We start from the raw sequence: 23,666 nt of genomic DNA, 5'->3' as shown, positions 1-23,666 counted from the left end.
TTACCTGTTCCAGTGAAGGTAAATGGCCATAAAGGTGTAAAACACCGACCGGCTAAAATTAAAAAATCCGCGAAGCTTCTCGTCGCCTATCTGTTTTCTGCGCAGCATCTCGCGTGCTTTTTTACTGTGCAGCACAAAAACCACACCAAGGATGTGTAATAAAAATCCTAACAGAAATATTTCTAGCCATTATGCCTATTCATTTATGAGCCTATTTAGTTGAACTAATAAATGATTTAAGCGGGAGATGATCGCACAGAGGGGTAATTGTCTTTACGGCGGTGGAGGGGCTGCTTTACAGAAGAGACGCTCGCTTTGCATCGAAGTGGCGCGAAGATGATGTCAATGAACACCGCAGGTAGGGTTAACGGCCTGCGGTGTCGAGGAGTCAGAGACCGGCAATGCGCCGTAAATCGGCTTCGGCGCCCGGTGCCACCGCTAAAACCTGCGCACCCTTAGTGATGCGTTCGCCTTCGGTATTAAACGGATGATACCAACCGCCCGCCTCTTTCACTAAACAGTAACCCGCCAGGCAATCCCAGGCGTGCATATAGGGTTCGTAATAGCCAACGACGCGTCCTGCCGCTACCCACGCCAGCATCAGCGCACCCGAACCGATGCGAATAAAATTGCCCCCCGCAGCCAGCAGAGACGCGAGGATTTCGCCAACTTTTTCCGGGCTGACATAGCTGTTCGCCCCAAAACCGGTGACATGATTTTGTAAGGTTCGCGTAGCATCAACCTGTAATGTGCGGCCATTCAACGTCGCGCCCTGGCCCAACGCCGCCACGTAACACTCCTGATAAAAAGGCGCGAAAATCACGCCGATCACCGGCACGCCTTCATGCAGTACCGCCACTGACACGCACCAGTTCGGCATGCCATTCAAAAATGGGCTGGTGCCATCGATCGGATCGACCACCCACGTATACGCCGAGCTTCCCGGCTGCAATCCATATTCTTCACCGAGGAATCCGTCGTCGGGAAACGTGTCCCGAATGCGGGCGGCGATCAGCTGTTCCACTTCGCGATCGGCAATTGACACCACATCCTGCAAATCATGCTTGGTTTCTATCACCAGCGTTTCGCGGCGATTGAAATAATCTAAGGCAACCGCGCCGCCGCTGCGCGCTGCGGCTTCCGCTAACGCCAGACGTGCGGAAAGTTCACTGTTTTGCTGTTCCATAGGTTTTCCTTGAAGTTAACCGGTTAACGCGCGATCAGGGCCAAACCCTGCGGTTTAAAATCCACGGCAACGCGGGTCGATAACGCCAGCCGTTGCTCCATCATTGAATCGACGATAAACAGCGAACCCAGTTCGGTTTGCACTTCATATTCAATGTGATTGCCAAGCCAGGTGCTATGGGTAATTTCGCCTTTTAATGCGCCCGTACCTTCACCGCGTAACGTAATAAATTGCGGCCGCACCGCCAGCTGCGCAGCACCTTTCTGCGCGCCTTCTCCACGTATGCGATATTGCTGGCTGCCAATCCTGACCAGCGCCTCGCTGCCTTCCAGCTGTTCGACTTCACAGGGCACAATGTTAGCTTCTCCCATAAAGTCAGCGATGAAGACCGAGCTGGGCGAGTGATAAAGCGTTTCCGGCGCGCCCTGCTGAGCAATATTCCCCTCTTTCATGACAATAATCTTGTCAGAAACCGCCAGCGCCTCTTCCTGATCGTGCGTCACATACACAGCGGTAAATCCCAGCCGCTGTTGCAGATCACGAATATCGGTACGTACTCGCCTTCTTAACCGTTCATCCAGGTTTGATAAGGGTTCATCCAGTAACAGCACCTGCGGCTCCAGCACCAACGCTCGCGCCACCGCGATACGCTGCTGTTGCCCACCGGATAACTCCGAGGGCAGCCGCTCTCCCTGATGCTCCAGCCCAACCAGCTTCAACCCTTCACGCGCCCGATCCTGCGCTTCCCGCTTGGTGAGCCCAGAGGAAAGCAGCCCGTACATGACATTGTCTAAGGCGTTCATATGCGGAAACAGCGCATAGGATTGAAACACCATCGCCACATCCCTTTCGTTGGCCGGCAACTGCGTAACATCTTTACCCCCAATCAAAATGCGGCCCGAGGTGGGATGCTCCAGCCCGGCCAGCAGCCGCAACGTGGTGGTTTTCCCACAGCCGGAAGGCCCCAGCAACGTGACCAGCGTACCCGGCTCAACCGTTAAGGAGAGATCGGGTAGCGCGGTGAATCCGGCGAAGCGTTTGGAGACATGTTCAAAAACAACCGATCCGGGTGAGATCATACGATTCGCTCCTGAGTTAATACCGAAGGGGGCGGCGTGGGAACGTCCACACTGCGGGTGCTGCGACGTAAGCGGCGTTCGCCCACCAGCAGCTGAAACGCGCCGATAATGACTAACATCACCACAATCAACACGGATGAATAAGCAATGGCGACGCCATACTCACCGTTTTCAACCAGCCCGACGATGTAAGACGTCGCCATGTTGTATTGGGCGCTGACCAGAAAAATCACGGCACTGATGGAGGTGATGGCGCGCACGAAGGCATACACCAGCGCCGCGCTGATTGCCGGTTTGAGCAGCGGCAGCACCACTTTACGTAAGGTGCGGAAACTGTTGGCACCCAGGGTTAATGAGGCTTCATCAAGACTTTTATCGAGCTGGCTCATGGCCGCAATGCCACCACGCACGCCGACCGGCATATTGCGGAAGACGAAGCAGGCAATCAGGATCATCGCGGTGCCGGTGATTTCCAGCGGCGGCAAGTTGTAGGCCATGACGTAGCTGACGCCGATAACGGTGCCGGGGATGGCGAAGCTCAACATCAACATGAATTCAAACGTCTGCCGCCCCGCAAATTTCTGCCGTACAATCAGCCAGGCGGTAAGCAGGCCAACAATGGCGGTGAGCGGCGCAGCAATCAAGGCGATCTCCAGCGTGGTCCAGAACGAGTTCCACGCCACGCCGCTCCATATCAGGCTGCCATCACTGACGCTGACGCTGAAGGCGTGAATATAGTGATCGAGAGTGAGATTATTATTGAGCCCCCAGGATTGCACGAACCCGCCGATCAGGATCATGCCGTAAATCACCAGGGTGAAAATGCCCCAAGGGATCACCAGGCCATACACGCTGTAACGTACCGGTGCGGGCAATTTACCGTGTGTGCCGCCATCACCTTTGCCGGTCACGGTGGCAAAGCTTTTGCCAGACAGCCACAGGCGCTGGATCAGGAATGCCGCCAGCGTGAAGCCCAGCAGAATCATCGCCAGTACCGCCGCGCGGCTCGGATCATTTTGTGCACCGACAACCGAGAAGAAAATCTCGGTTGAAAGCACGCCGTGACTGCCACCCAACACCATTGGATTACCAAAGTCCGCCATGCTTTCGATAAAGCTAATTAAGAAGGCATTTGCCAGACCCGGCGCCATCAGCGGCAGCGAAACCCGGCTGAAGGTGCGCCAACGATTAGCGCGTAAGGTTTGTGATGCTTCCTCCAGAGAAGGACTGACGCCCTCCACCACCCCAATCAGTACCAGAAAAGCGATGGGGGTAAAGGAGAGCACCTGCGCAATCCAGATACCGGTTAAGCCATATAACCAGCGGCCGGGTTCAATACCAAACAGCGTGGCGAGATGCGCAGTGACGACGCCCGAACGGCCAAATAACAGAATCAACGCCAGACCAATCACAAATGGCGGCGTGATGATGGGCAGAATGGTCAGCATGCGCAGCGCTTTTTTACACGGCAGCGGCGTACGCGTGGCCGCCAGCGCAAAGGCCAATCCCAGCAACGTGGATCCGCTGGCGGTCATCAGAGCCAGCCACAAGGTGCGCCAGGCGGTGCCGCAGGTGCCACCAGCCAGACATGACAAGCTCCAGATTGAGGGATCTTGCATATTGTTGATCAGGCCATCGGGTTTAAAGCTGCCGTCAATATCCTGCACCGAGGCCACAAACAGGCTCAGCACGGGATACAGCACAAAGGTCGTGACCAGCGCCACCAGCAAAACAATGGATGCCACGACAAATGCATCGCCCCGCAGTACGCCACGCTCAGCCAGCGCAAACGAGAAAATAAGCAAAAAAACGGTCAGCAGCAGCAGCGCGCCTGCGCCCATTGCGGGTTGGCCTTGCGCCAGCGGGCCAAGCAGATTTTCCAGCCAGAGCCAGTTCCAGCCGCTGTAACCGATCACGTGTCCCTCGACAACCAGATAAGCGACGCCGACTGCGCTCAAACCCAGCAACAGCAAACTTCGCGTCTGACCTGAAGGCAACAGGCAACTGGCTCCGCAAAGTAAAAATAGCCCGGTTGCGATAGCCAGCCACGGATGTTCAAACGTAACAATCTGCCATAGCGCGGGCGCGCTGGCAGCATCGCCCCATAACGTTGTTAGCCAGCCGCCATCGAAAAAACCATTTTCAAGGCTATACCACGGCAGCAACGTCAGCGCGATAGCGCCCGCGATCAGTACGCCGCTTAAGCGGCGATTATACGCATTCATGAATTACCTCGACCCTGTAAGGAAGCGGAAATCAGGCTCAGGCCACCGCTGTTCAGTGTTCGGCGTGTCACACCGGAGCATTACTGTGCGCTGGATCCAATCTCTTTATCCCAGCGTCCTAACAGCGCTTTGCGCTTCGCTGAATCACCGTAGGTTTTGAAGTCGTAATCGATCAGCTTGATGTTTTCAAAACGTGGTGCGTATTCCGAGATTTCAGCACTGCGATTAGACGGTAGCTGGAAAGATTTTGCCTCTTTCATGTGTGATTGCGCCTCGGCGCTGAGTGCCCAGTCATACCAGATTTTGGCGCTGGCGAGATTACGCGCGCCTTTGATGATCGACATTGAGCCAATCTCATAACCGGTGCCTTCACAGGGCGCGACAGATTTAATCGGGAACCCATCAACCTGCATCGCCACCGCATCATGCATAAACACAATACCAATCGTCGTTTCGCCACGTGCCGCCGCTTTTACCGGCGCAGAACCTGACTTGGTATATTGCGAAATATTGGCGTTGAGCTTTTTCAGGTAATCGAACGCCTTGTCTTCACCCATGATCTGCACCAGCGTCGCCAGGGTGTTGTAAGCGGTGCCGGATGAGTTCGGGTTAGCAATCTGAATTTCGCCTTTGAACGCGGGGTCGAGCAGATCGGCCCAGCACTTCGGCTCTTTAAGCTTTTTATCGGCCAATAATTTGGTGTTATAGCCCCAGCCTAACGCGCCCGCATAAATGCCCACGGTGCGATAATTTGAAATCTCCGCCTGTTTTTTTGCCCAATCCTGCTGCTGGTCTAATAACGGTGACTTATAAGGCTGCGACAACCCCTCTTCTGCGGCCTGCATATGGGGATCGCCGGTGCCCGCCCACCAAATATCGGTTCTCGGGTTGCGAGCTTCGCTACGGATACGCGCATAGGCTTCACCGGCTGAAAGCCTGACCATACTGACTTTTATATCGGGATGTGACTGGCTGAAGATGCGTGTCATCTGCTCACAAACCACCACGTCTGCGGAGCAAATCATATTGAGATTACCGGCTGCATAGGCAGAAAAGGACAGCGTCGAGCTACTTAAAACCAGAACGGCGGCGAGCGATGAATAACGCATGATGTTCTCCTGATGTGTAGGGTGGCGCTTCACTGGCACCTTTTTTTGCACGTGTGTGCAAATTAGTAGAGAAGCGGTAACACGCTGTCAATCCGCTTGTTGTGCAATTGTTAGGCGATGTCACAAATATTAAACATTATGGTGAAATTGTTTTTTGCACAGCTTTGCAATCTGAGGCAGACTTATTGCATCGTTAAACAGGCGAGTCTTTTGCGGGTGGAAATGTGTTGATGAACAATGACAAATGGGTAGTGAGCGCGCAGGACGTCGCGGAACGCGCGGGCGTTTCTCGCTCCGCCGTTTCGCGCACCTACACACCCGGTGCCAGCGTTTCTGAAGCGACCCGCGCCCGTGTTTTGAAGGCCGCCGAGGAGTTGGGGTATCACGTCAATCATCTGGCGCGCGGGCTGGTGCGCAATCGAAGCGGCATCGTTTGTTTGATCGCGTCTGAGGTTGATACGCCCTATCGTGCCAATCTGGTGCGCTGGCTAACCCAGTTTCTGCAGGAAGCGGGCAAAATTGCCATGTTAATTAATACCGATCGCTCTGATGACAGCGTTTCTGCCGCGTTGCAGCAGGCAATTAATTTTCGCGCTGATGCCTCGATTATTCTTTCCGGCATGCCCGACAGCGCCATTACCCGTCTCTGTTCAAAGCATGGACAACATTTGGTGCTGATCAATCGAGATGAATCGCTGCCGGGTTCGTTGAGTATTAATCTCGATTCACGCTCTGCGGCTGAGATGGCAGTGATGGCTTTTTTACGCGCCGGATGTCGTCACCTGGCTTTTGCTAATTCCCTGGCGGGAACGCCCAGCCTGATGAAGCGTGAAAAGGATTTCCTTGCCGCAGCAGACAAAGCAAACTTACCGGTCACAGTAGAACGCTTTGGGACGACCTCTTATGAAAGCGGCCAGATCCTGGCGCATCGGTTGCTGACCCGCGACAATCGTCCGGATGCGGTTTTCTGCGTTACCGATCTCATTGCTTGTGGTTTTATGGATGAAGCACGCCATCGCTTCTCGTTGAGAATCCCCGAAGATTTATGCATAGTCGGCTATGACAACATCACGCAGGCGGGCTGGTCATCCTATAACCTCACCACCTTTGCGCAGCCTGTGGAGCGCTTTGCCCGCGATGCGGTGCAGTGGCTGATTGACGCTGAACAGCTGGATCACACCCTTCTACTGCGATCGGAACAGCAAAGTGATAGCCGGATGTATGAAGCAGAGGTGAAATGGCGCGGTTCAGTACGTGGCGGTTGAATAAAAAACCAGGCAAAACCGCAAGCCCCGCCTGTTCTGGTTGGGGTGAGAACGCCGGCCCAGAAGGCATTAACGGAGAGTAGAGATGGAATCTTCCCCCTTTTGTTCCAAAGCGTTGCTGATTATTGATATGCAAAATGCGCTGTTTTACGGCAGCGAAGATCCTTTCAATAGCACTGAAGTGCTGGCGAACATCAATCAGTTGATCGCAAAAGCGCGGGCTGCGGGTGCACCAGTATTTGCCGCCAGGCATACCGGGCCCGCCGGTTCCCCTTTTGATCCTGACAATCCGATTACCCATCTGATTGAGGAGCTACAGGTTGAACCCAATACAGATGAGGTGTTTATCAAGCGCTTCCCCAACTGCTTCCGGGATACCGGTTTGCATCAAAAACTCAAAGCGCGCGACATCAATGAACTGGTTATTGTTGGCATGAAAACCCAATTTTGCGTTGATACGACCTGTCGGGCTGCCGCAGATGCCGGATACAGCGTGGTGCTGATCGCCGATGCGCACACCACGACCGATTCTAAAGTCATTCCTGCCGAGGCGATTATTGCCCACCACAATGACACGTTATCGGGGCCCTTTGTTAAAACCTGTTTGACTAAAACCTATATTTTTTAATAACCAAATAGAGGGTAAACCGCCCTCTAAAATAAATGCACCATTCATATTTGGTTATACTTTTTCTTGCAATATCCTTTCTTATTGAAATAACCCCTTATTGCCCTACCTCAATTGCAAATAGTCGCTCCGCTTATTTAAATAGTCTCATTTCGTTACGTTATCAAATTTAGCTAACTGCCTAAATAGTCGCCTGTTGGATGTGACAAATATCACCTTTGTGCCAGGCTTATATTCTCAGATAGCAAAGTTCAAGGAGCCAGATATGACAACGCCAACCAATAAAACCCTCGATTTGAACGAATATCCAAAACCACCCTTTGAAGAACAATCACAAGATGTACCGGGTTTAGCCAGCAAAATGGTACCGGTTCCCGACCATGGCGAAACCAGCTATCGCGGCACTGGACGCCTTACCGGCCGTAAAGCGCTGATCACGGGCGGTGATTCGGGTATTGGTCGCGCCGTAGCGATTGCCTATGCACGAGAAGGTGCGGATGTGGCGATCAACTATTTACCTGCTGAGGAATCTGATGCAGCTGAAGTGATTAAGCTGATTCAGGCGGAAGGCCGTAAAGCTATCGCTATTCCTGGGGATATTCGTAGTGAAGATTTTTGCCAGAAACTGGTTAAAGACGCGGTAGAACAATTAGGTGGCCTGGATATTTTGGTCAATAACGCGGGTCGCCAGCAGTTTAATGAATCCATTCGTACGTTAAGTACAGAAGATTTTGACGCTACGTTTAAAACCAACGTCTATGCGATGTTTTGGATCACGAAAGCGGCAGTGGATTATTTACCGCGCGGTGCCAGTATTATTAACACCTCTTCTGTTCAGGCATTTAAACCCAGCGAAATTTTGCTGGATTATGCACAAACTAAAGCCTGTATCGTGGCGTTCACTAAATCCCTTGCGCAGCAGCTTGGCGAGGAAGGCATTCGCGTAAATGCTGTGGCACCGGGACCTTTCTGGACGCCATTGCAAACCAGCGGTGGTCAGCCGCAAGAAAAAATTAAACAGTTTGGTGCGTCAGCGCCACTGGGCCGCCCGGGTCAACCGGCTGAGATCGCCCCACTGTATGTCACGCTGGCCTCAACGGAATCCAGCTACACTTCAGGACAAGTCTGGTGCACCGATGGCGGTACCGGCACACTGTAATTAAACGCCCAATGTGGCCGCATCATGCGGCCATTTTTCTGTTTTTCGTATACCAGGATGATTATGGAAAACCAGATTTTCGACTCTCCAACCCGAGACAATGGCTTTGCCGGCCTGGGCGATTATGCCGCCATTGGTGAAGGACGCTCAGTGGCGCTAATAGCGCCCGACGGTTCAATAGACTGGTGGAGCGCGCCCAATCTGGATTCCACTCCACTGTTTGACCGCCTGCTCGATCCTAACATCGGCGGCTATTTTCAAATCGTTCCTAACGCACCTTATCGCGTATCGCGCCAGTATCGTGAAAACAGTAACGTTTTAGAAACGCGCTTTGAAACCGATGCGGGCAGCGTACTGCTCACCGAATCGATTAACAGCACGCTGGCAGGTCGCCTGCCCTGGAGCGAGCTGGCACGGCGCATAGAAGGTGTTGAAGGCCATGTCGAACTGATTGTTCGTCTGCGCTTTGGTACAGCGGCTGAAACCCGCTCGCCGTGGATTGCAGAAAGTGATCAGGGCAAGGTTTTTCACATTGCCAATGTGTTGGCGATGGTGCGTACCAGCGAAGATATCGATATTGATCATTTAGATGATGAAAAACTCACCGGGAAACTGCGCACCTCACCTGGCTCAAGCTCACTCTGCGCACTGTTAATCAGTGAAAATGAACCGCTAGCGGTGCCTGAACTTTCGGCAATCGATAACCGCATCGATACCAGCGATATCGCCTGGCGCGACTGGGTTGAAAGCCTGAGTTATGACGGCAGTTTTCCGCAATTAGTAAAACGCTCCGCCCTGTCGCTGAAATTTCTCTGGTACTCCCCGACGGGGGCGTTAGCTGCGGCGGCGACCACGTCCCTCCCTGAAGGCATCGGCGGCGAAAAAAATTATGATTATCGCTTTGCATGGGTACGTGATGCTTGCCTGATCATTAAAGCGTTTGTCTATCTGGGTGCGCTCGAAGATTGTAAAGCCGCATTTTCCTGGCTGTCGAAAACCATTATTCGTCATGGGGTGAGATTACGTGCCTGTTATACGCTTGAAGGCGATATTGTGCCTGAAGAACGCTATCCCGAATTAGCGGGATATCAGGATTCACTGCCGGTTCGCGTGGGGAATAATGCGCGCGATCAACTCCAGTTAAGTATGTACGGCGACATGTTGGGAACGGCCCGGCTGTTCATCAAAGCGGGACACGTTTTGGATCTCACTACATCGCGCATGCTGGGCGAACTGGCTAACTGCTGTGCCGATAATTGGCGTCAGAAGGATGCCGGTATCTGGGAGTTACCAGAAAAGCAGCATTATACCCACTCGAAAATGGCGTGCTGGCTGGCGCTTGATCAGGCTGTCGCCATGGCAGAGAGGAAATACATCGAACCTACCTGGGTTGAGCGTTGGCGGCGCGAGCGTGATCGCATTAGCGACTGGATAGAAACGCATTGTTGGTCGGAGAAGAAACAGGCTTACCTGTTTTACGTAGGCTGTGAAGATCGTCTCGATGCCTCGCTGGGGTTGATGCATCACTACGGCAACACGGTCAATCCTGAACGTATGCTGTCCTCTTACTGCGCAATCAAAAAAGAGTTAGGCCATGATACCGCCATGCTCTATCGCTACAGCGGTGTAGAAAAAGAGGAGAGTACTTTTCTCGCTTGCTCATTTTGGCTGGCTGAAGCCTGGGCTGCGCTGGGTGAAATTGAATTAGCAAAAGAGACGATGACCGACATTCTGGCTGCGCTAAACCAACACGGTAATGTTGATATTTTTAATGAGATGTTTGATGTCCGCAGCAATAGCTGGCGCGGCAACATGCCGCAAGGATTGAGTCATCTGGCATTAATTTGTGCAGCGCAGGCGATTACTGAACATCAAAAAGAGCAGACGCAGTCAGAATGACCGGGTTACATGCTCGGTGATTTCACTGAGTGGGTGAAGCGTGCCGCGCGCTGCAAATCGCGCATGATGTGTCTTCCACTCTGTGAGAAAGCCGCCTCCAACAAAATGCAATGCAACGACTCGCCAGCCGCGTTAAGTGGGCTGGCGTTTCTTTTACTGCAGCGCTTCCAGAATGTGAAATGCCGCTTTAATGCGTTCTTGATTGGGGTAATTTTTATTAGCGAGCATCACAATGCCGGTGTTGCGTGCTGGAATAAAAGCGATGTAAGCCCCAAATCCGTTGGTGGCACCCGTTTTATGAACCCATGAAGCGCGATCGGTCGGTCCCGCAGGCGTTACCATTTTTGTTGGTTGTGCTGATAACGCCACGTTGTTGTCGCTGGCATCCACCAACGTTTGCATAGCAACCGGCCAGTTATAAATTTCCCATCCCAAACCCTGGAACATTAAACCGGTTTCAAAGTAGCGTGACTGTGATGTCATGATGGCGTTTCGCAGCAGCGTATTACCGGATGATAAGCCGTTGGGATTGGCATTCGCCTGCATAAAGGTGAGCATATCGCGTGCCGACGATTTTATCCCATAGGCTTCGGCGTCGAGCATGCCGGGTGAAACGCGTATCGGCTGGCCATTTTTGTAGCCCCATGCGTAATCAAACATCATGGTTTTCGGTACGGTGAAGAAGGTTCGCGTCAAACGCAGAGGCTGAAACACACTTTTGATCATTGCTTCTTCGAAGCGGCCTTTGGTCATCAAGTAACCAAACAAGCCAATACTGGCGTTGGAGTACTGGCGAATCGTGCCCGGTGCCGCTTGTGGCTGCCAGTTTTGGTAATAGCTCAGCAGCGAAGCCTGATCGGTAACAGTATCAGGAAGCTGCAAAGGCAATCCGCCAGCTGTATAGGTCGCGAGATGCAACATTCTGATGTTTTGCCATTGCGCCCCTGAAAGTTCCGGCCAGTATTTTTTCACTGGCTCAGTAAGACGCAGATCGCCGTTGCGTATCAACACGCTGGCCAACACACCCGTAAAGGTTTTGCTCACGGATCCTAATTCAAAAATGGTGTTTTCCGTGACCGCTCGGCCTGATTCAACATCGGCCAAACCAAAATTAATGTACTGCGCGCGGCCTTTATAAAGCACCGCTACCGACATGCCAGGGATCGCCTGTTGCTTCAGCAGCGGTTCGATGGTTTGTTGGACCAACAGAGTGACCTGCTGTGACGTCAAATCGGGTGAGGCGACAACACTGCAGGGCGAAAGAGAGAAAAGTAAGACCAAAGAGAGCAGCTTTTTCATTAGCGATTATTCGTTTCTTCACTGAATCAAATTATTTGCATTGAGATGCACATGATTGCACGCATATTTGTGCCTGTGAACTGCAGGAGCTGTTATTCCGGGTATTACATTGTGAACGTTCTACATAGCAGTTGGTTTGACAGGCTGAAACGTCACATTTAGCCGCAATGGGTGTGAGTTGGGCAAGAGGCGCACGAGAAGGAAACATAGCGGCGGTTTGAGCGAAGGCGCTGCTGAACAGAAATGCGCACAGCAGCAGGCTAAGGCTTAGGATAGATTTCATGATGGTTCTCCAGATGAACGCTGCATTAAGTATGGTCAATGCACAACGTCACGTCAGAGAAATCTTATCAAATTGAGATCATCGGCGGATGACGCACAAATTCTGCTACGCCACGGTGATAAATATCGTTGAGTTGGTGAATATAACGCAGCGGACAATGTTGCTCTCTGATACGTGTAATGCCGCCCTCACCTTTTTCATGGGCGATGGTGGGATCTTCAATAATATCCATCAGCGTGCGTTTTAAGGCATTAATCAATGCCTGACGCAGGTGGTCTTTTTCAGTGACGCTGGAGATACTGTATTCACGGTCATCATTTAAGGCCCCACCAATACACCAGCCCGCGCCAGGTGGGTTAATTTCAGGTAAAGCGCGCACATTACTGGTTATTACCGGACAGCCACTGGATTGCATTTCCAGCACGGAAAAGCCGTAAGTCTCTTGCCAGGTGGGCAGCAAACCGACATCACTGTGGCGAAACAGCGCCATTAGCGCGGCATTATCCATGCGGGTTTGATGTTTAAAACAGCGATAGCGCTGTATACGGTTTTCAATACTGCGATAAAACTCTTCATTGTCCTGATATTGCCGATGCGCAATGTTATGGCGCTTAGTGAGATCACCAATTAACTGCACCTCTAATTGTGACTCATCAATCTTTTTCTCATCCAGCAATTGCGTTATTGCCAGTACGACTTCAGCACCGCCCTTGCGATAAAACTCACCGCCCGCAAAAACCAGGCGCAATTTCCCTGGGGAACGTGGCATTTTTTGTTGGCAAAACAGTTTTTGTGGTGGATGAAGCACCACCGTCTTGGCTCGCATACGCTTTGCAATATCAGGTTTATGTTGAAAGAGCTTCATCTGAATGTTCAGCGTGGCCTCTGAAATAGCGATTAATCCGAAGCAGTTGTCTTTTAATACGTGGGGGATCAAACGCTTTAGCTCAGGGTTATCTTGTTTAGCGACCCCTGCGACAGGCAACACGCGGGGTAATTCGGTTTCAAAAGTCGCTAACCATTTTCGTCGGGTTATCGCGACCTCATTGAATAAGTGCAAAATATCTGGCTGCTGTCGTGCCAATAAGGGAAGCGGTAAAAACACAAAAGTTTTATTCTTTTGAAGAATGCGCGTGCGAAAAGGATTGAGGAAGTAAAAGAGATTGTGCTTTTTTAGATTTAGATATGTGTTATCCGGGTTAACAATAATATTACGCCGCTCCGGATATTGGTTATTGGTTATGCCTATTTTCATCATTTTCTTCCGAGGCCAGTGTTTCCTACGTTGATATATATCATGAGACGAGAAAGCGAGAACCTACGGAACTTCTTAAAAAACCCCACCAAAGAAAAACATCTAAAAAGATTAATCATTCACAATTTAATAACAAAGTCGCTTTCTTGAGTTAATTTAAGATATCCCGCAGAAAATAAGTCCCGATCATTCATAAAAACAATCAGTAACTGCTTGATTAATTAAATTGATTAATGCCCTTTATTTATTCTTACCGCTATTAACGCAGTGATGAATAAATCCTCATTACGTTAAGTTAACTCGCAGGCCGGCCTTGATCTAATGATTATTTTTAAACAGATTAATTATCGCGCCGGAAAATATCAAAATTACATACAGATTATTTAACTAACGTTTCAGCGGTTTTGCTTTTCTCGCGCCACTTTGATGAAACAAAAGGTGCAAACAGCGCGTTTAATGATTTTAAGTGCACCATATTAGAGCAAATCAGTGCCTCTTAAACGTGCATCAGCGTGTCTCATCAATTTAAATTTGCCATTATCTTACTCATTTTATTAAGTTTAATTTTTACGGATACGGCGTTCTCGGCATTGGTACAAAAGTTGCAAAGATATCTTCAGATGACAGGAGAGAAATATGAAAGCGATTGTGATTGGTGGCGGTATCGGCGGAATGAGTACCGCGATTGCACTGGAAAAAGCGGGTTATGAAACGGCAGTCTATGAAGCGGTCAAAGAGATAAAACCGGTAGGCGCGGCAATTTCCATCTGGCCAAATGGCGTGAAGTGTTTAAATGCCTTAGGGATGAAAGAGGCGCTGCGGGCGCTGGGTGGAAATATGGCTTATATGGCCTATAACGATTTCGCTTCAGGCACCACGCTAACGCGCTTTAGCATGTCGCCGCTGGTGCAACAGGTTGGTGAATACCCTTACCCGGTTGCACGCGCAGAACTGCAAGCAATGCTGATTGATACTTATGGGCGCACGCGCATTAACTTTGGTAAACGCGTTATTCAGGTTGAGCAGAGCGAAAATGGCGTCATTGCGACCTTTGACGATAACAGCCAGGTAAGCGGAGATTTCCTGATTGCTGCTGATGGTACGCATTCCGTGATCCGCCAATATGTCGTCGAGCAGGCGCCAGAACGGCGTTACGCCGGCTATGTTAACTGGAATGGTTTAGTTGAAATTGATGAATCCATTGCGCCAGCCGATCAGTGGACCACTTTTGTCGGTGAAGGCAAACGTGTTTCACTGATGCCTGTTAGCGGTAACCGCTTCTACTTCTTCTTTGATGTGCCATTACCGAAAGGCTTACCCGAAGATCGCACTACCCTTAAAGATGATTTGCGAGGTTATTTCAGCGGCTGGGCTGAACCGGTACAGAGGCTGATCGCGACGATTAATCCAGAGACCACCAATCGGGTTGAAATTCATGATATCGAACCTTTTAGCAGTTTCGTTAAAGGTCGGGTGGCGCTGTTAGGAGATGCGGCACACAGCACCACTCCCGACATTGGCCAGGGCGGTTGTGCAGCTATGGAAGATGCCATTGTCCTTGCTTCAACGCTGGCATCACACTCGCTGGGTATAGAAGATGCATTGCTGCGCTATCAGTCGCGGCGCGTTGAGCGAGTAAAGGATTTAGTGCTGAAAGCGCGTAAGCGTTGCGATGTCACGCACGGCAAAGATCCGGTCGTGACGGCTGAATGGTATCAATCGCTGAAAAAAGAGACGGGTGAACGCGTATTAGCGGGCATGTGTGAAACCATCGAAGGCGGTCCATTCGGTTAATCACGGGGTCATCGATAAAGGGCGATTGGCTCGAAAGCCGACCGCCCTTGCCTTACTCAGCTAAACCGCGATTTTTTAACATCGGTTCAATCTGCGGTTCGCCGCCACGCCAGCTTTCATACAGTTTTTTCAGATCACTGCTGTTGCCGCGAGACAGGATTTTTTCACGGAATATCTGCCCATTTTCGCGATTTAACCCGCCATTCTCGACAAACCATTGGAAGCCATCGTCAGCGAGCATTTGCGTCCAGATATAAGCGTAATAACCTGCCGCATACCCTCCTCCCCAAATATGTTGAAAGTAGCTGGAGCGATAGCGCGGGGGTACGGCGGCGAGCGCCAGATTATCGCTTTGCAGCGCCTGCTGTTCAAAACCATCAACTGATTTTGGGCTATTGCTGCCGTTCAGGCTATGCCAGTGCAAATCCAGCAGCGCGGCTGCCAGTAATTCACTCATGTCATACCCTTTGTTGAACTTCTCAGCACGTACGATTTTCTCATGCAGTTCGGCGGGCATCGCTTCGCCGGTTTGATAGTGACGCGCAAAATTGCGGAAAACCGCGGTTTCGCTGGCCCAGTGTTCATTAATTTGTGAAGGGAACTCGACGAAGTCACGCGGCGTGGCGGTGCCAGAGAGGCTCGGATAACGCTGGGTTGCAAATAAGCCGTGCAGCGTGTGACCAAATTCATGGAACAGCGTGATAACTTCGTCCCAGCTCAGTAGCGCCGGTTCGCCAGCGGGCGGTTTGGTGTAGTTGCAGACGTTGTAAATCACCGGCTTGCTATCGAGCAACGTCGATTGATTGACGAAATTGCTCATCCACGCGCCACCCCCTTTGCTGTCACGCTTGAAGAAATCGGTGTAAAACAGCGCCATTGGCTGGTTATCTGCATCAAAAATTTCATAAACCCGCACGTCAGGGTGATAAACAGGCAAGTCGTGACGCTCAGAAAAAGTGATGCCAAACAGCTGCGTCGCTGCCCAGAACACCCCTTTTTCCAGCACATTGTTGAGCTCAAAGTAGGGTTTTATCTGGCTCTCATCCAGATCGTATTGCGCATGACGCACTTGCTCAGCGTAGAAACTCCAGTCCCAGGCGCTAAGCGTAAAATCAGCCTGTTGCTGATCAATTGTCTGTTGAATCGCAGCGGCTTCGCGTTCGGCTCGGGCACGCGCAGCCGGCACGATATTACGCATAAAGGCAAAGGCCGCATCCGGGGTTTTCGCCATCTGATCCTGCAATTGCCAGGCTGCATAGCTGGCAAAACCGAGCAGCCTTGCCTGTTCTGCACGGACCTGCGCCAAACGCAACACCCCTTCACGCGTATCGTTTTCATCGCCCTTTTCGCTGCGCGTCCACGCAGCCTGGAACAGGGCATGACGCGTATCGCGCTGTTTCAGGCTCTGCAAAGCGGGTTGCTGCGTGGTGTTTTGCAACACCAGCAGCCAGGCATTTTCCAGACCGCGCGCTTTGGCTGCCGCTTGCGCCACAGCGAGGTCGGCAGCACCTAAACCGTCAAGCTGCTGAAGATCGTTAATCACTAAACCGCCCGCTTTGGTTGCGGCCAATAATTTGTTGGTGAATTGCGTGCTAAGTTTGGCGGCTTCCTGATTCAGCGCTTTAAGCGTGTGCTTCTGTGCTTCCGGCAGATTAGCCCCCGCCAGCTGAAAGTGCTGCCAGGTGACTTCAACCAAACGCCTGGATTCGGCATCCAGTTTGGCACGCTGTTGATAAACCGCATCGAGTCGAGCAAACAGCGGACGGTTCAGCATAATTTCATCATTCAGCGCAGTGAGTTGCGGCGCGATCTCTTCATCGATCTGTTGCAAATAATCGTTGGTATGCGCCGCGGTCATCGCACCAAACACTAAATTGACGCGGCTTAAAAACTGGCCGCTCCGTTCCAGCGCTTCGTAGGTATTCAGAAAGGTTGGCTCATCTTTATTGTTGGCTATCGCCAATACTTCCTGGCGCTTCTCTTCAATACCGGCTTGCATAGCAGGTAAAAAATCGTGCAGCTCGATCTGATCAAAGGGCGGTGCCTGATACGGTAAATCGCTGACGCTAAAGAAAGGGTTTTGTCGGGCGTTCATAGTCGCTCCTGGAGGGCCAATACAACACATCATCGCAAACAGCATCCTGACAGGTTGTTGTTGCTTGAACAACGTAGACAATTTTCTACTGATAAGAAATTTGCGGCTAATTAAGCCTGTGCTGCTGATAAACAGTGATGATTTCACCCGCAATGGCCACGGCAATCTCTGCGGGCAATTTGCCTTTGACATCAGGCAGACCAACCGGGCAGCGCAGTTGCGCCAGTTGGTCGGCAGAAATGCCTTTGCCTTCCAGACGGTAACGAAAACGCTGAGATTTTGTTTGAGATCCAATGAGACCGACATAGCGGAAATCACCGCGCTTTAATATGGCCTCGGTTAACGCCAGATCCAGCGGATGATGATGCGTCATGACCACGAAATAGGTGTCGGGTGCCGCCTGCGCCACGCAATCCAGCGGATCTTCAGGCTGAACCACCGTCACGCCCGCAGGCACAGAAGTGAACTGCGCTGCACGGCTATCAATCCAGCTTATGTGACAGGGTAACGTAGACAGCAACGTCACCAGCGCTTGCCCGACATGACCTGCGCCATAAACCTGAATCATCGGTTGCGCCTGTAACAACGGCTCAAACAAAATGGTGGTCATGCCGCCACAACACTGGCCTAAACGTGCGCCAAGAGAGAAATCTTCACTGCGCGGCGCTGTCTGGCCGCTGTGTAGCATTTCACGGGCCTGCGCGATGCACTGAAATTCCAGATGACCGCCACCAATGGTCAAATACGTTTCGTGTGGCGTGACCACCATTTTGCTGCCGCTGTCGCGCGGCACCGAGCCGCGCTCACTCAAGACGGTAATCAATACGCAGCTTTGCCGTTTTTCGCGTAGCGCGTGTAGCACGGTTATCCAGTCATGATAAATCATCGCAGGCTCCTGCTAACCGCTGCGCGCCCCAGAAGACACGTTCTGGCGTAGCGGGCGCATCCAGCATGGGATGTTGACGATAATCATCAACGCTGGCCACGGCATCTTGCAAAGCACACCACGCGGCAATGCCAAGCATGAACGGCGGCTCACCCACGGCTTTGGAATGGAAAACAGTGTCCTGTGGATTTTTGCGGTTTTCGACCAAAGTGACGCGCATATCAGGCGGTACGTCACTGATTGCCGGGATCTTATAGCTCGCGGGGCCGTCAGTCAGCAATTTGCCTTTGGCATTCCACACCAGCTCTTCGCAGGTCAACCAGCCTACACCCTGAACAAATCCACCTTCCACCTGACCTATGTCTATCGCCGGATTCAAGGATGCACCAACGTCATGCAGAATATCGGCGCGCAGCAGGCGATATTCGCCGGTTAAGGTATCGATCACCACCTCGCAACAGGCTGCGCCGTAAGCAAAGTAATAAAACGGCTTGCCACGGCCCGCGAGCCGATCGTAATGAATGCCCGGTACGCGGTAATAGCCGTTTGCTGAGAGCGGCACCTGATTAAACCACGCCAGCTGCGCCACTTCGGCAAAGGTGTAATGCTTATTACCGGCCCGCACAATGCCGTTGCGGAAACCAATGTCACTTGCATCGCACGAATGCAGCTTACACAGCATTTCAGTTAGCCTGCCGCGCAAAATCTCTGCCGCATTCTGTGCTGCTTTGCCATTGAGATCGGTGCCGCTGGAAGCGGCAGTCGGCGATGTGTTTGGCACCTTGCCGGTATCGGTGGCGGTAATTTGAATGCGATCAACGTCGATTTGCAGCACTTCAGCCACAATTTGCGCCACTTTGGTGTTAAGCCCCTGGCCCATTTCAGTGCCACCGTGGTTAAGCTGCACCGTACCGTCGGTATAGATCAAAATCAGTGCACCAGCCTGATTAAGAAAGCTGGAGGTAAAAGAGATGCCGAACTTAACCGGCGTCAGCGCCAGGCCACGTTTTAAAAACGGACTTTTGGCATTGAATTCAGTGATCTCTGCGCGACGTGCCTGATATTCGCTGCTGCGTTCCAGCTGTTCGGTCATTTCATCCAGCAAGTTATCTTCGACCTGCTGGTGATAATGCGTGATGTTACGTTCGGTCTTGCCGTAATAGTTGCGCTTGCGAAGATCCAAAGGATCCAACCCACGCTGCCGCGCCACGTGATCCATGATTTGTTCTATCGCTACCATGCCCTGCGGACCGCCAAAACCCCGATAAGCCGTGTTAGAAGCCGTATTGGTACGGCAGCGATAGCCGGTAATCAGTGCATCACCGAGGTAATAGGCGTTATCGGCGTGGAACATTGCACGATCGACGATGGATCCACTGAGATCCAGTGAATAACCGCAGTTTCCGGCAAGATCAATTTTAACCCCACAAAAACGTCCATCATCATCCACGCCAACATCGTAGCGAACAAAGAAAGGATGCCGCTTACCGGTAATGCGCATGTCGTCACTGCGCGCCAGGCGCATTTTCACCGCGCGGCCGGTTTGCCGTGCTGCTACTGCGCATAAACACGCCACGCCCGCCGCCTGCGTCTCTTTACCACCGAAACCACCGCCCATACGACGCATATCAATGGTGACTTTATTCATGGTAATGCCCATGACTTCCGCTACCAGCTTCTGCACTTCCGTTGGGTTTTGCGTAGAAGAGAAGACTTGCAGCGAGCTGTCCTCGCCCGGGATTACCATCGCCGTCTGGGTTTCCAGATAGAAATGCTCCTGACCGCCAATATGGAATTGCCCTTTGATACGGTGCGGCGCACGCGCTAAAGCAGCTTCTGCATCGCCTCGCTGGTGGATATGGGGTTCCTGCACAAAACTGCCCAGCGCCAGAGCTTGCTCAACATCCAACAGCGGCTCCAGCACTTCATAGTCGATAATGGCGGCTTCCGCCCCCAGACGAGCGGCTTCAGCTGTTTCCGCCGCGACGGCGATAATGATTTGACCGAGATACTCCACTTTTTCATGAGCCAACAGCGGATCGCCCGGTTCCAGCGGCCCGACATCGTTAATGCCCGGCACATCTTGCCAGGTCAATACGCTGATCACCCCAGGAATGGCGTAACACGGCTGAACATCTATACGTGTAATACGAGCATGAGCATGTTCGCTCAGCCGCGGGCACAAATGCAGCAGGCCTGGCAGTTCAGGTTTGTCATCAATGTAGATCGCTTCGCCAGAAACATGTTTTTCAGCGCTTTCATGTTTATTGCTGCGGCCTACGCCACTCTGGATCTCTGCGGCGAATTGCGCCTTGATGACATCTTCTGAAAGCGCGGGACGATTATGAGACATAGCGGCTTACCTCCGTAATGGTCACATCGCCATTGTAACGATGGTAATAACGACGCAGTAAATTGCGGGCTACCTGCAAGCGATAATCTGCACTGGCGCGGAAATCACTTAGCGGCTGGAAATCATCGGCAAGCGCAGCACAAGCTTGCGCCAGCGTTGTCGCATTTAAAGGCTGGCCTGTTAATGCGTGTTCGCAGGCGCTGGCACGTTTTGGTGTTGCCGCCATACCACCAAACGCAATACTGGCATTGCGCACTACGCCATTTTCAACCCAAATATTAAACGCCGCGAACACTGCAGAGATATCATCATCCAGCCTTTTAGAAACTTTCCACGCGACGAAATCAGGTGACACTGTCACTTTAGGGATACTTATCGCACGGATGAACTCCCCTTCAGCAAGCAGCGTTTGGCGATAGCCCGTGAAAAAATCATCAAGCTTAACGCTGCGCTGCGTTTCGCCCTGCTGTAAAAGCAATGACGCATTCAGCGCCAGCAGCATCGGCGAGGCATCACCAATCGGTGAAGCGTTCGCGATATTGCCGCCAAGCGTCCCCTGAGAACGAATTTGCAGTGAAGCAAAGCGTTGCAGCATTTCGCTGACGCCAGGAATACGTTCAGTTAAAAATGCGCTGATGGTGTTTAGTGCAGCGCCTGCTCCCAGCAGCCACGTTTCGTCAGTTTCACTGCAAGTTTTTAATGCGTCGATGTGCTCCAACGCAATGAGCGTTGGCAGCGGTTTATAGTGCTGAGTAAGGGTTAGCGCGAGATCGGTGCCGCCTGCCACCAGTTTCGCGTTGGGATGCTCGAGGTAAATTTGCGCCAGCTGCTGCACCGTTTTTGGCAGAAAACAGCGATGTCCGTTGCCGCTCAGCTCCTGCATCTGATCGTGTGTCAATCCCTCAAGACGCTGCACCACCTGCGTGGCTGTCTGGTCAAACTTATCACTACTGGGTTGCGAGCAAAGCTGTTCGGCAGCATCCATAATCGGGCGGTAGCCGGTGCAGCGACACAAATTGCCTGCCAGCGCGGTTTCTGCCTGATGGCGATCCCAACCGTTAGCCTGTTTTTGCAAGCTAAACAGTGACATGACAAATCCCGGGGTACAAAACCCGCATTGTGAACCGTGACAATCCACCATCGCCTGCTGGGCAGGATGTAACTGGCTACCTTGTTTAAGATCTTCCACGGTAATGAGCTGCTTACCCTGTAATGTACTGACCAGCGTCAGGCAGCTGTTAACGGTTTCGTACTGCATTTTTCCTGCAACAGCTTTACCTAATGTCACGCTGCAAGCTCCGCAATCGCCAGAGGCGCAGCCTTCTTTGGTGCCTGTGCGCCGTTGGCGAGTGCGAAGATAATTCAGTACCGTGAGATTCGGGTCGATTTCGGTTTCAGTGACCAACTGATTATTAAGCAGAAACTGGATCATGCGGCTTTCTCCCCGGCGTCACGATGCCAAACCGGACGACCATTTACCCAGGTTTGCGCGATATTGCGGTCGTCGCCCAGCGTCATTAACACGAACAACTTTTCCCAGATATCTTTACTGTTGCCGATGCGTAAGGTTTGCAGCGCGGATACGGCAGGATCGAGCACCACAAAATCCGCCTCTTTGCCCGGATTAAAATTGCCGATGGCGTGGTCGAGATCCAGCGCATGCGCACCACCCAACGTCGCGTGATAAAAGGCTTCAGCGGCGCTGATTTTGTATTGCTGTAGCTGGCCGACTTTGTAAGCCTCACCCAGCGTTTGCAGCATATTAAAGGTCGTGCCTGCGCCGACGTCAGTGCCAATGCCCACTTTAACGCCCTGCTGCCAGCTGCGTTTGATATTGAACAGGCCGCTGCCGAGAAACAGATTTGAGGTGGGGCAAAAAGCAATGGAAGAATCGGTATCGTGCAGGCATTGCCACTCTCTCTCTTCAAGATGAATACAGTGAGCAAAGACGCTGCGGCGGCCAGTTAATTTATAGTGATGATAAACATCCAGATAACCTGCGCGCTCCGGGAACAGCGCTTTTACCCAGGCGATTTCTTGCGGGTTTTCACTTAAATGGGTATGCAACCAGGTATCGGGAAATTCTTCGCGCAGCTGCTGGACCTTCTCAAGCAAAGCGGGCGATGAGGTCGGCGCAAAGCGTGGTGTTAAGGCGTAACTCAAGCGGCCCCGCTCATGCCAGCGCGTGATCAGCGCTCGCGTTTGCTGATAACTCTCTTCGGGCGTTTCCGTCAGATAATCAGGTGCATTGCGATCCATCATCACTTTGCCGGCAATAATGCGCATATCCAGCGCTTCAGCCTCGCTAAACAGTGCATCCACTGATTGAGGATGTACCGTGCCAAAGACCAGCGCGCTGGTGGTGCCGTTAGCCAGCAGCTGATGAAGGAAAAACGCGGACATCTGCGCCGCATGATCGGGACAGTGATATTGCGCTTCCACCGGAAACGTATATTGATTCAACCATTCCAGTAGCTGCTCGCCAAACGCGCCAATCATTTCAGTTTGTGGGTAATGAATATGCGTATCGACAAATCCCGGCATGATGAGCTTGCCGCGCATATCGATAATGTCGTGCGTGTTGAGTTGTTCGCTCACGCTTTGCCATTCATGCAAACCAACCACGCGCCCTTCACGCAGCAGCAGCACACCATCTTCCAGGTAACGGGCGTGCTCGAGAATGGCTTCTGGCTGTTCCGCGATAGCAGCAAAATCGAAAAAACTGGCGCGGATAGCCGTATCTTTAGTTAAAGGCATGAGATTTCCTTCTTGTGAGAAAACATCGGGCTTTCTCATTAATTATGCAGGTAATGGCCTTAAACAAGATTAGCAAGAGGCATGCCAATAATTGAGTTTTGCATATCATTTAAATATCAATAGCTTATGAAGATTTGGCAGTAACTTCTAAATGTAACCACCTTGGATCTGTGCGCAAACGGTTGCTCATTAAAGCAACCGTTTGCTATTAGGGTTTTATCAAAAAGAAAGACACAAAAAAGAGGTTACCCGCATAAAACGCCCCACCGTGATGCACTTTTTGAGTGCGTCGTGCGCTAAATAAGCGCATAGCGCGGCGGCAGAAAAATCCCTTTACAGCGCAGGCCAGATTTCGGCAGGCACAAGCTAAAACGAAATGGTATGGTGAATGCGT

The 23,666-nt window shown here is 51.7% G+C and carries 17 protein-coding genes; 5 read left to right on the top strand and 12 right to left on the bottom strand.

The annotated features are described in order from the left end of the window. Nucleotides 1-388: 388 nt before the first annotated feature. From MUG06_RS05160 to MUG06_RS05145, 4 genes are all read right to left on the bottom strand, one after another. Nucleotides 389-1,186, bottom strand: coding sequence for an inositol monophosphatase (locus MUG06_RS05160; RefSeq protein ID WP_243077926.1), 798 nt, complete (start codon nt 1,184-1,186; stop codon nt 389-391). Between the two features lie 23 nt (nt 1,187-1,209). Beyond that, nucleotides 1,210-2,265, bottom strand: a complete 1,056-nt coding sequence (locus tag MUG06_RS05155; RefSeq protein ID WP_243077925.1) for an ABC transporter ATP-binding protein — start codon at nt 2,263-2,265, stop codon at nt 1,210-1,212. Next, a complete protein-coding gene (locus MUG06_RS05150) occupies nt 2,262-4,490 on the bottom strand; it encodes an iron ABC transporter permease (protein WP_243077924.1) in 2,229 nt (742 codons plus the stop codon). The genes MUG06_RS05155 and MUG06_RS05150 overlap by 4 nt, the downstream gene beginning before the upstream one ends. Nucleotides 4,491-4,570: 80 nt before the next feature. Continuing rightward, entirely contained in the window at nt 4,571-5,599 is a 1,029-nt protein-coding gene (locus MUG06_RS05145) for an ABC transporter substrate-binding protein (protein WP_215846805.1), read from the bottom strand. Nucleotides 5,600-5,829: 230 nt separating this feature from the next. On the opposite strand from MUG06_RS05145, the gene MUG06_RS05140 reads away from it, so the two are divergent. The 4 genes from MUG06_RS05140 to MUG06_RS05125 all read left to right on the top strand — a co-directional run bounded on the left by MUG06_RS05140 (nt 5,830) and on the right by MUG06_RS05125 (nt 10,550). Continuing rightward, on the top strand, nt 5,830-6,864 hold the full coding sequence (locus MUG06_RS05140; RefSeq protein ID WP_243077923.1) for a LacI family DNA-binding transcriptional regulator: 1,035 nt from the start codon (nt 5,830-5,832) through the stop codon (nt 6,862-6,864). Nucleotides 6,865-6,949: 85 nt separating this feature from the next. Next, complete coding sequence (locus tag MUG06_RS05135) at nt 6,950-7,492, top strand: cysteine hydrolase family protein (RefSeq protein ID WP_243077922.1); 543 nt, start codon at nt 6,950-6,952, stop codon at nt 7,490-7,492. A gap of 265 nt (nt 7,493-7,757) precedes the next feature. Beyond that, nucleotides 7,758-8,651 (top strand): SDR family oxidoreductase, encoded by an 894-nt coding sequence (locus MUG06_RS05130; protein ID WP_243077921.1) that lies wholly within the window; start codon nt 7,758-7,760, stop codon nt 8,649-8,651. Between the two features lie 63 nt (nt 8,652-8,714). After that, nucleotides 8,715-10,550 (top strand): glycoside hydrolase family 15 protein, encoded by a 1,836-nt coding sequence (locus MUG06_RS05125; protein ID WP_243077920.1) that lies wholly within the window; start codon nt 8,715-8,717, stop codon nt 10,548-10,550. A 153-nt stretch (nt 10,551-10,703) separates the two neighbouring features. Here the strand turns inward: MUG06_RS05125 and ampC are convergent, their stop codons facing one another. The 3 genes from ampC to MUG06_RS05115 form a co-directional block, all read right to left on the bottom strand. After that, on the bottom strand, nt 10,704-11,849 hold the full coding sequence (gene ampC / locus MUG06_RS05120) for a class C beta-lactamase (protein ID WP_243077919.1): 1,146 nt from the start codon (nt 11,847-11,849) through the stop codon (nt 10,704-10,706). A 31-nt stretch (nt 11,850-11,880) separates the two neighbouring features. Further along, entirely contained in the window at nt 11,881-12,132 is a 252-nt protein-coding gene (locus MUG06_RS22840; protein WP_332628022.1) for a hypothetical protein, read from the bottom strand. A gap of 67 nt (nt 12,133-12,199) precedes the next feature. After that, nucleotides 12,200-13,387: a glycosyltransferase family 4 protein gene (locus tag MUG06_RS05115; protein WP_279233956.1), complete on the bottom strand. Its 1,188-nt coding sequence runs from the start codon at nt 13,385-13,387 to the stop codon at nt 12,200-12,202. A gap of 636 nt (nt 13,388-14,023) precedes the next feature. Between MUG06_RS05115 and hpxO the strand changes: the two genes are divergently transcribed. Beyond that, nucleotides 14,024-15,181 (top strand): FAD-dependent urate hydroxylase HpxO, encoded by a 1,158-nt coding sequence (hpxO, locus tag MUG06_RS05110; protein ID WP_243077917.1) that lies wholly within the window; start codon nt 14,024-14,026, stop codon nt 15,179-15,181. Nucleotides 15,182-15,233: 52 nt separating this feature from the next. Here the strand turns inward: hpxO and dcp are convergent, their stop codons facing one another. The 5 genes from dcp to guaD all read right to left on the bottom strand — a co-directional run bounded on the left by dcp (nt 15,234) and on the right by guaD (nt 23,272). Then, nucleotides 15,234-17,276 (bottom strand): peptidyl-dipeptidase Dcp, encoded by a 2,043-nt coding sequence (gene dcp, locus MUG06_RS05105; protein WP_243077916.1) that lies wholly within the window; start codon nt 17,274-17,276, stop codon nt 15,234-15,236. Nucleotides 17,277-17,382: 106 nt separating this feature from the next. Then, a complete protein-coding gene (gene xdhC, locus MUG06_RS05100; RefSeq protein ID WP_243077915.1) occupies nt 17,383-18,162 on the bottom strand; it encodes a xanthine dehydrogenase accessory protein XdhC in 780 nt (259 codons plus the stop codon). Continuing rightward, complete coding sequence (gene xdhB / locus MUG06_RS05095) at nt 18,149-20,515, bottom strand: xanthine dehydrogenase molybdopterin binding subunit (protein WP_243077914.1); 2,367 nt, start codon at nt 20,513-20,515, stop codon at nt 18,149-18,151. Before xdhB ends, xdhC begins: the two co-directional genes overlap by 14 nt. Continuing rightward, nucleotides 20,505-21,947 carry a xanthine dehydrogenase small subunit gene (gene xdhA / locus MUG06_RS05090; RefSeq protein WP_243077913.1) on the bottom strand — a complete coding sequence of 481 codons (1,443 nt, stop codon included), beginning with the start codon at nt 21,945-21,947 and terminating at the stop codon, nt 20,505-20,507. Before xdhA ends, xdhB begins: the two co-directional genes overlap by 11 nt. Continuing rightward, nucleotides 21,944-23,272 (bottom strand): guanine deaminase, encoded by a 1,329-nt coding sequence (gene guaD / locus MUG06_RS05085; RefSeq protein WP_243077912.1) that lies wholly within the window; start codon nt 23,270-23,272, stop codon nt 21,944-21,946. The genes xdhA and guaD overlap by 4 nt, the downstream gene beginning before the upstream one ends. Between the last annotated feature and the right edge of the window lie 394 nt (nt 23,273-23,666).

The sequence above is a fragment of the Pantoea sp. MQR6 genome (genome assembly GCF_022761075.1).
In the GTDB taxonomy this organism is placed as follows: Bacteria; Pseudomonadota; Gammaproteobacteria; order Enterobacterales; family Enterobacteriaceae; genus Pantoea; species Pantoea phytostimulans.
This window is presented reverse-complemented; position numbering and strand designations above follow the sequence as displayed.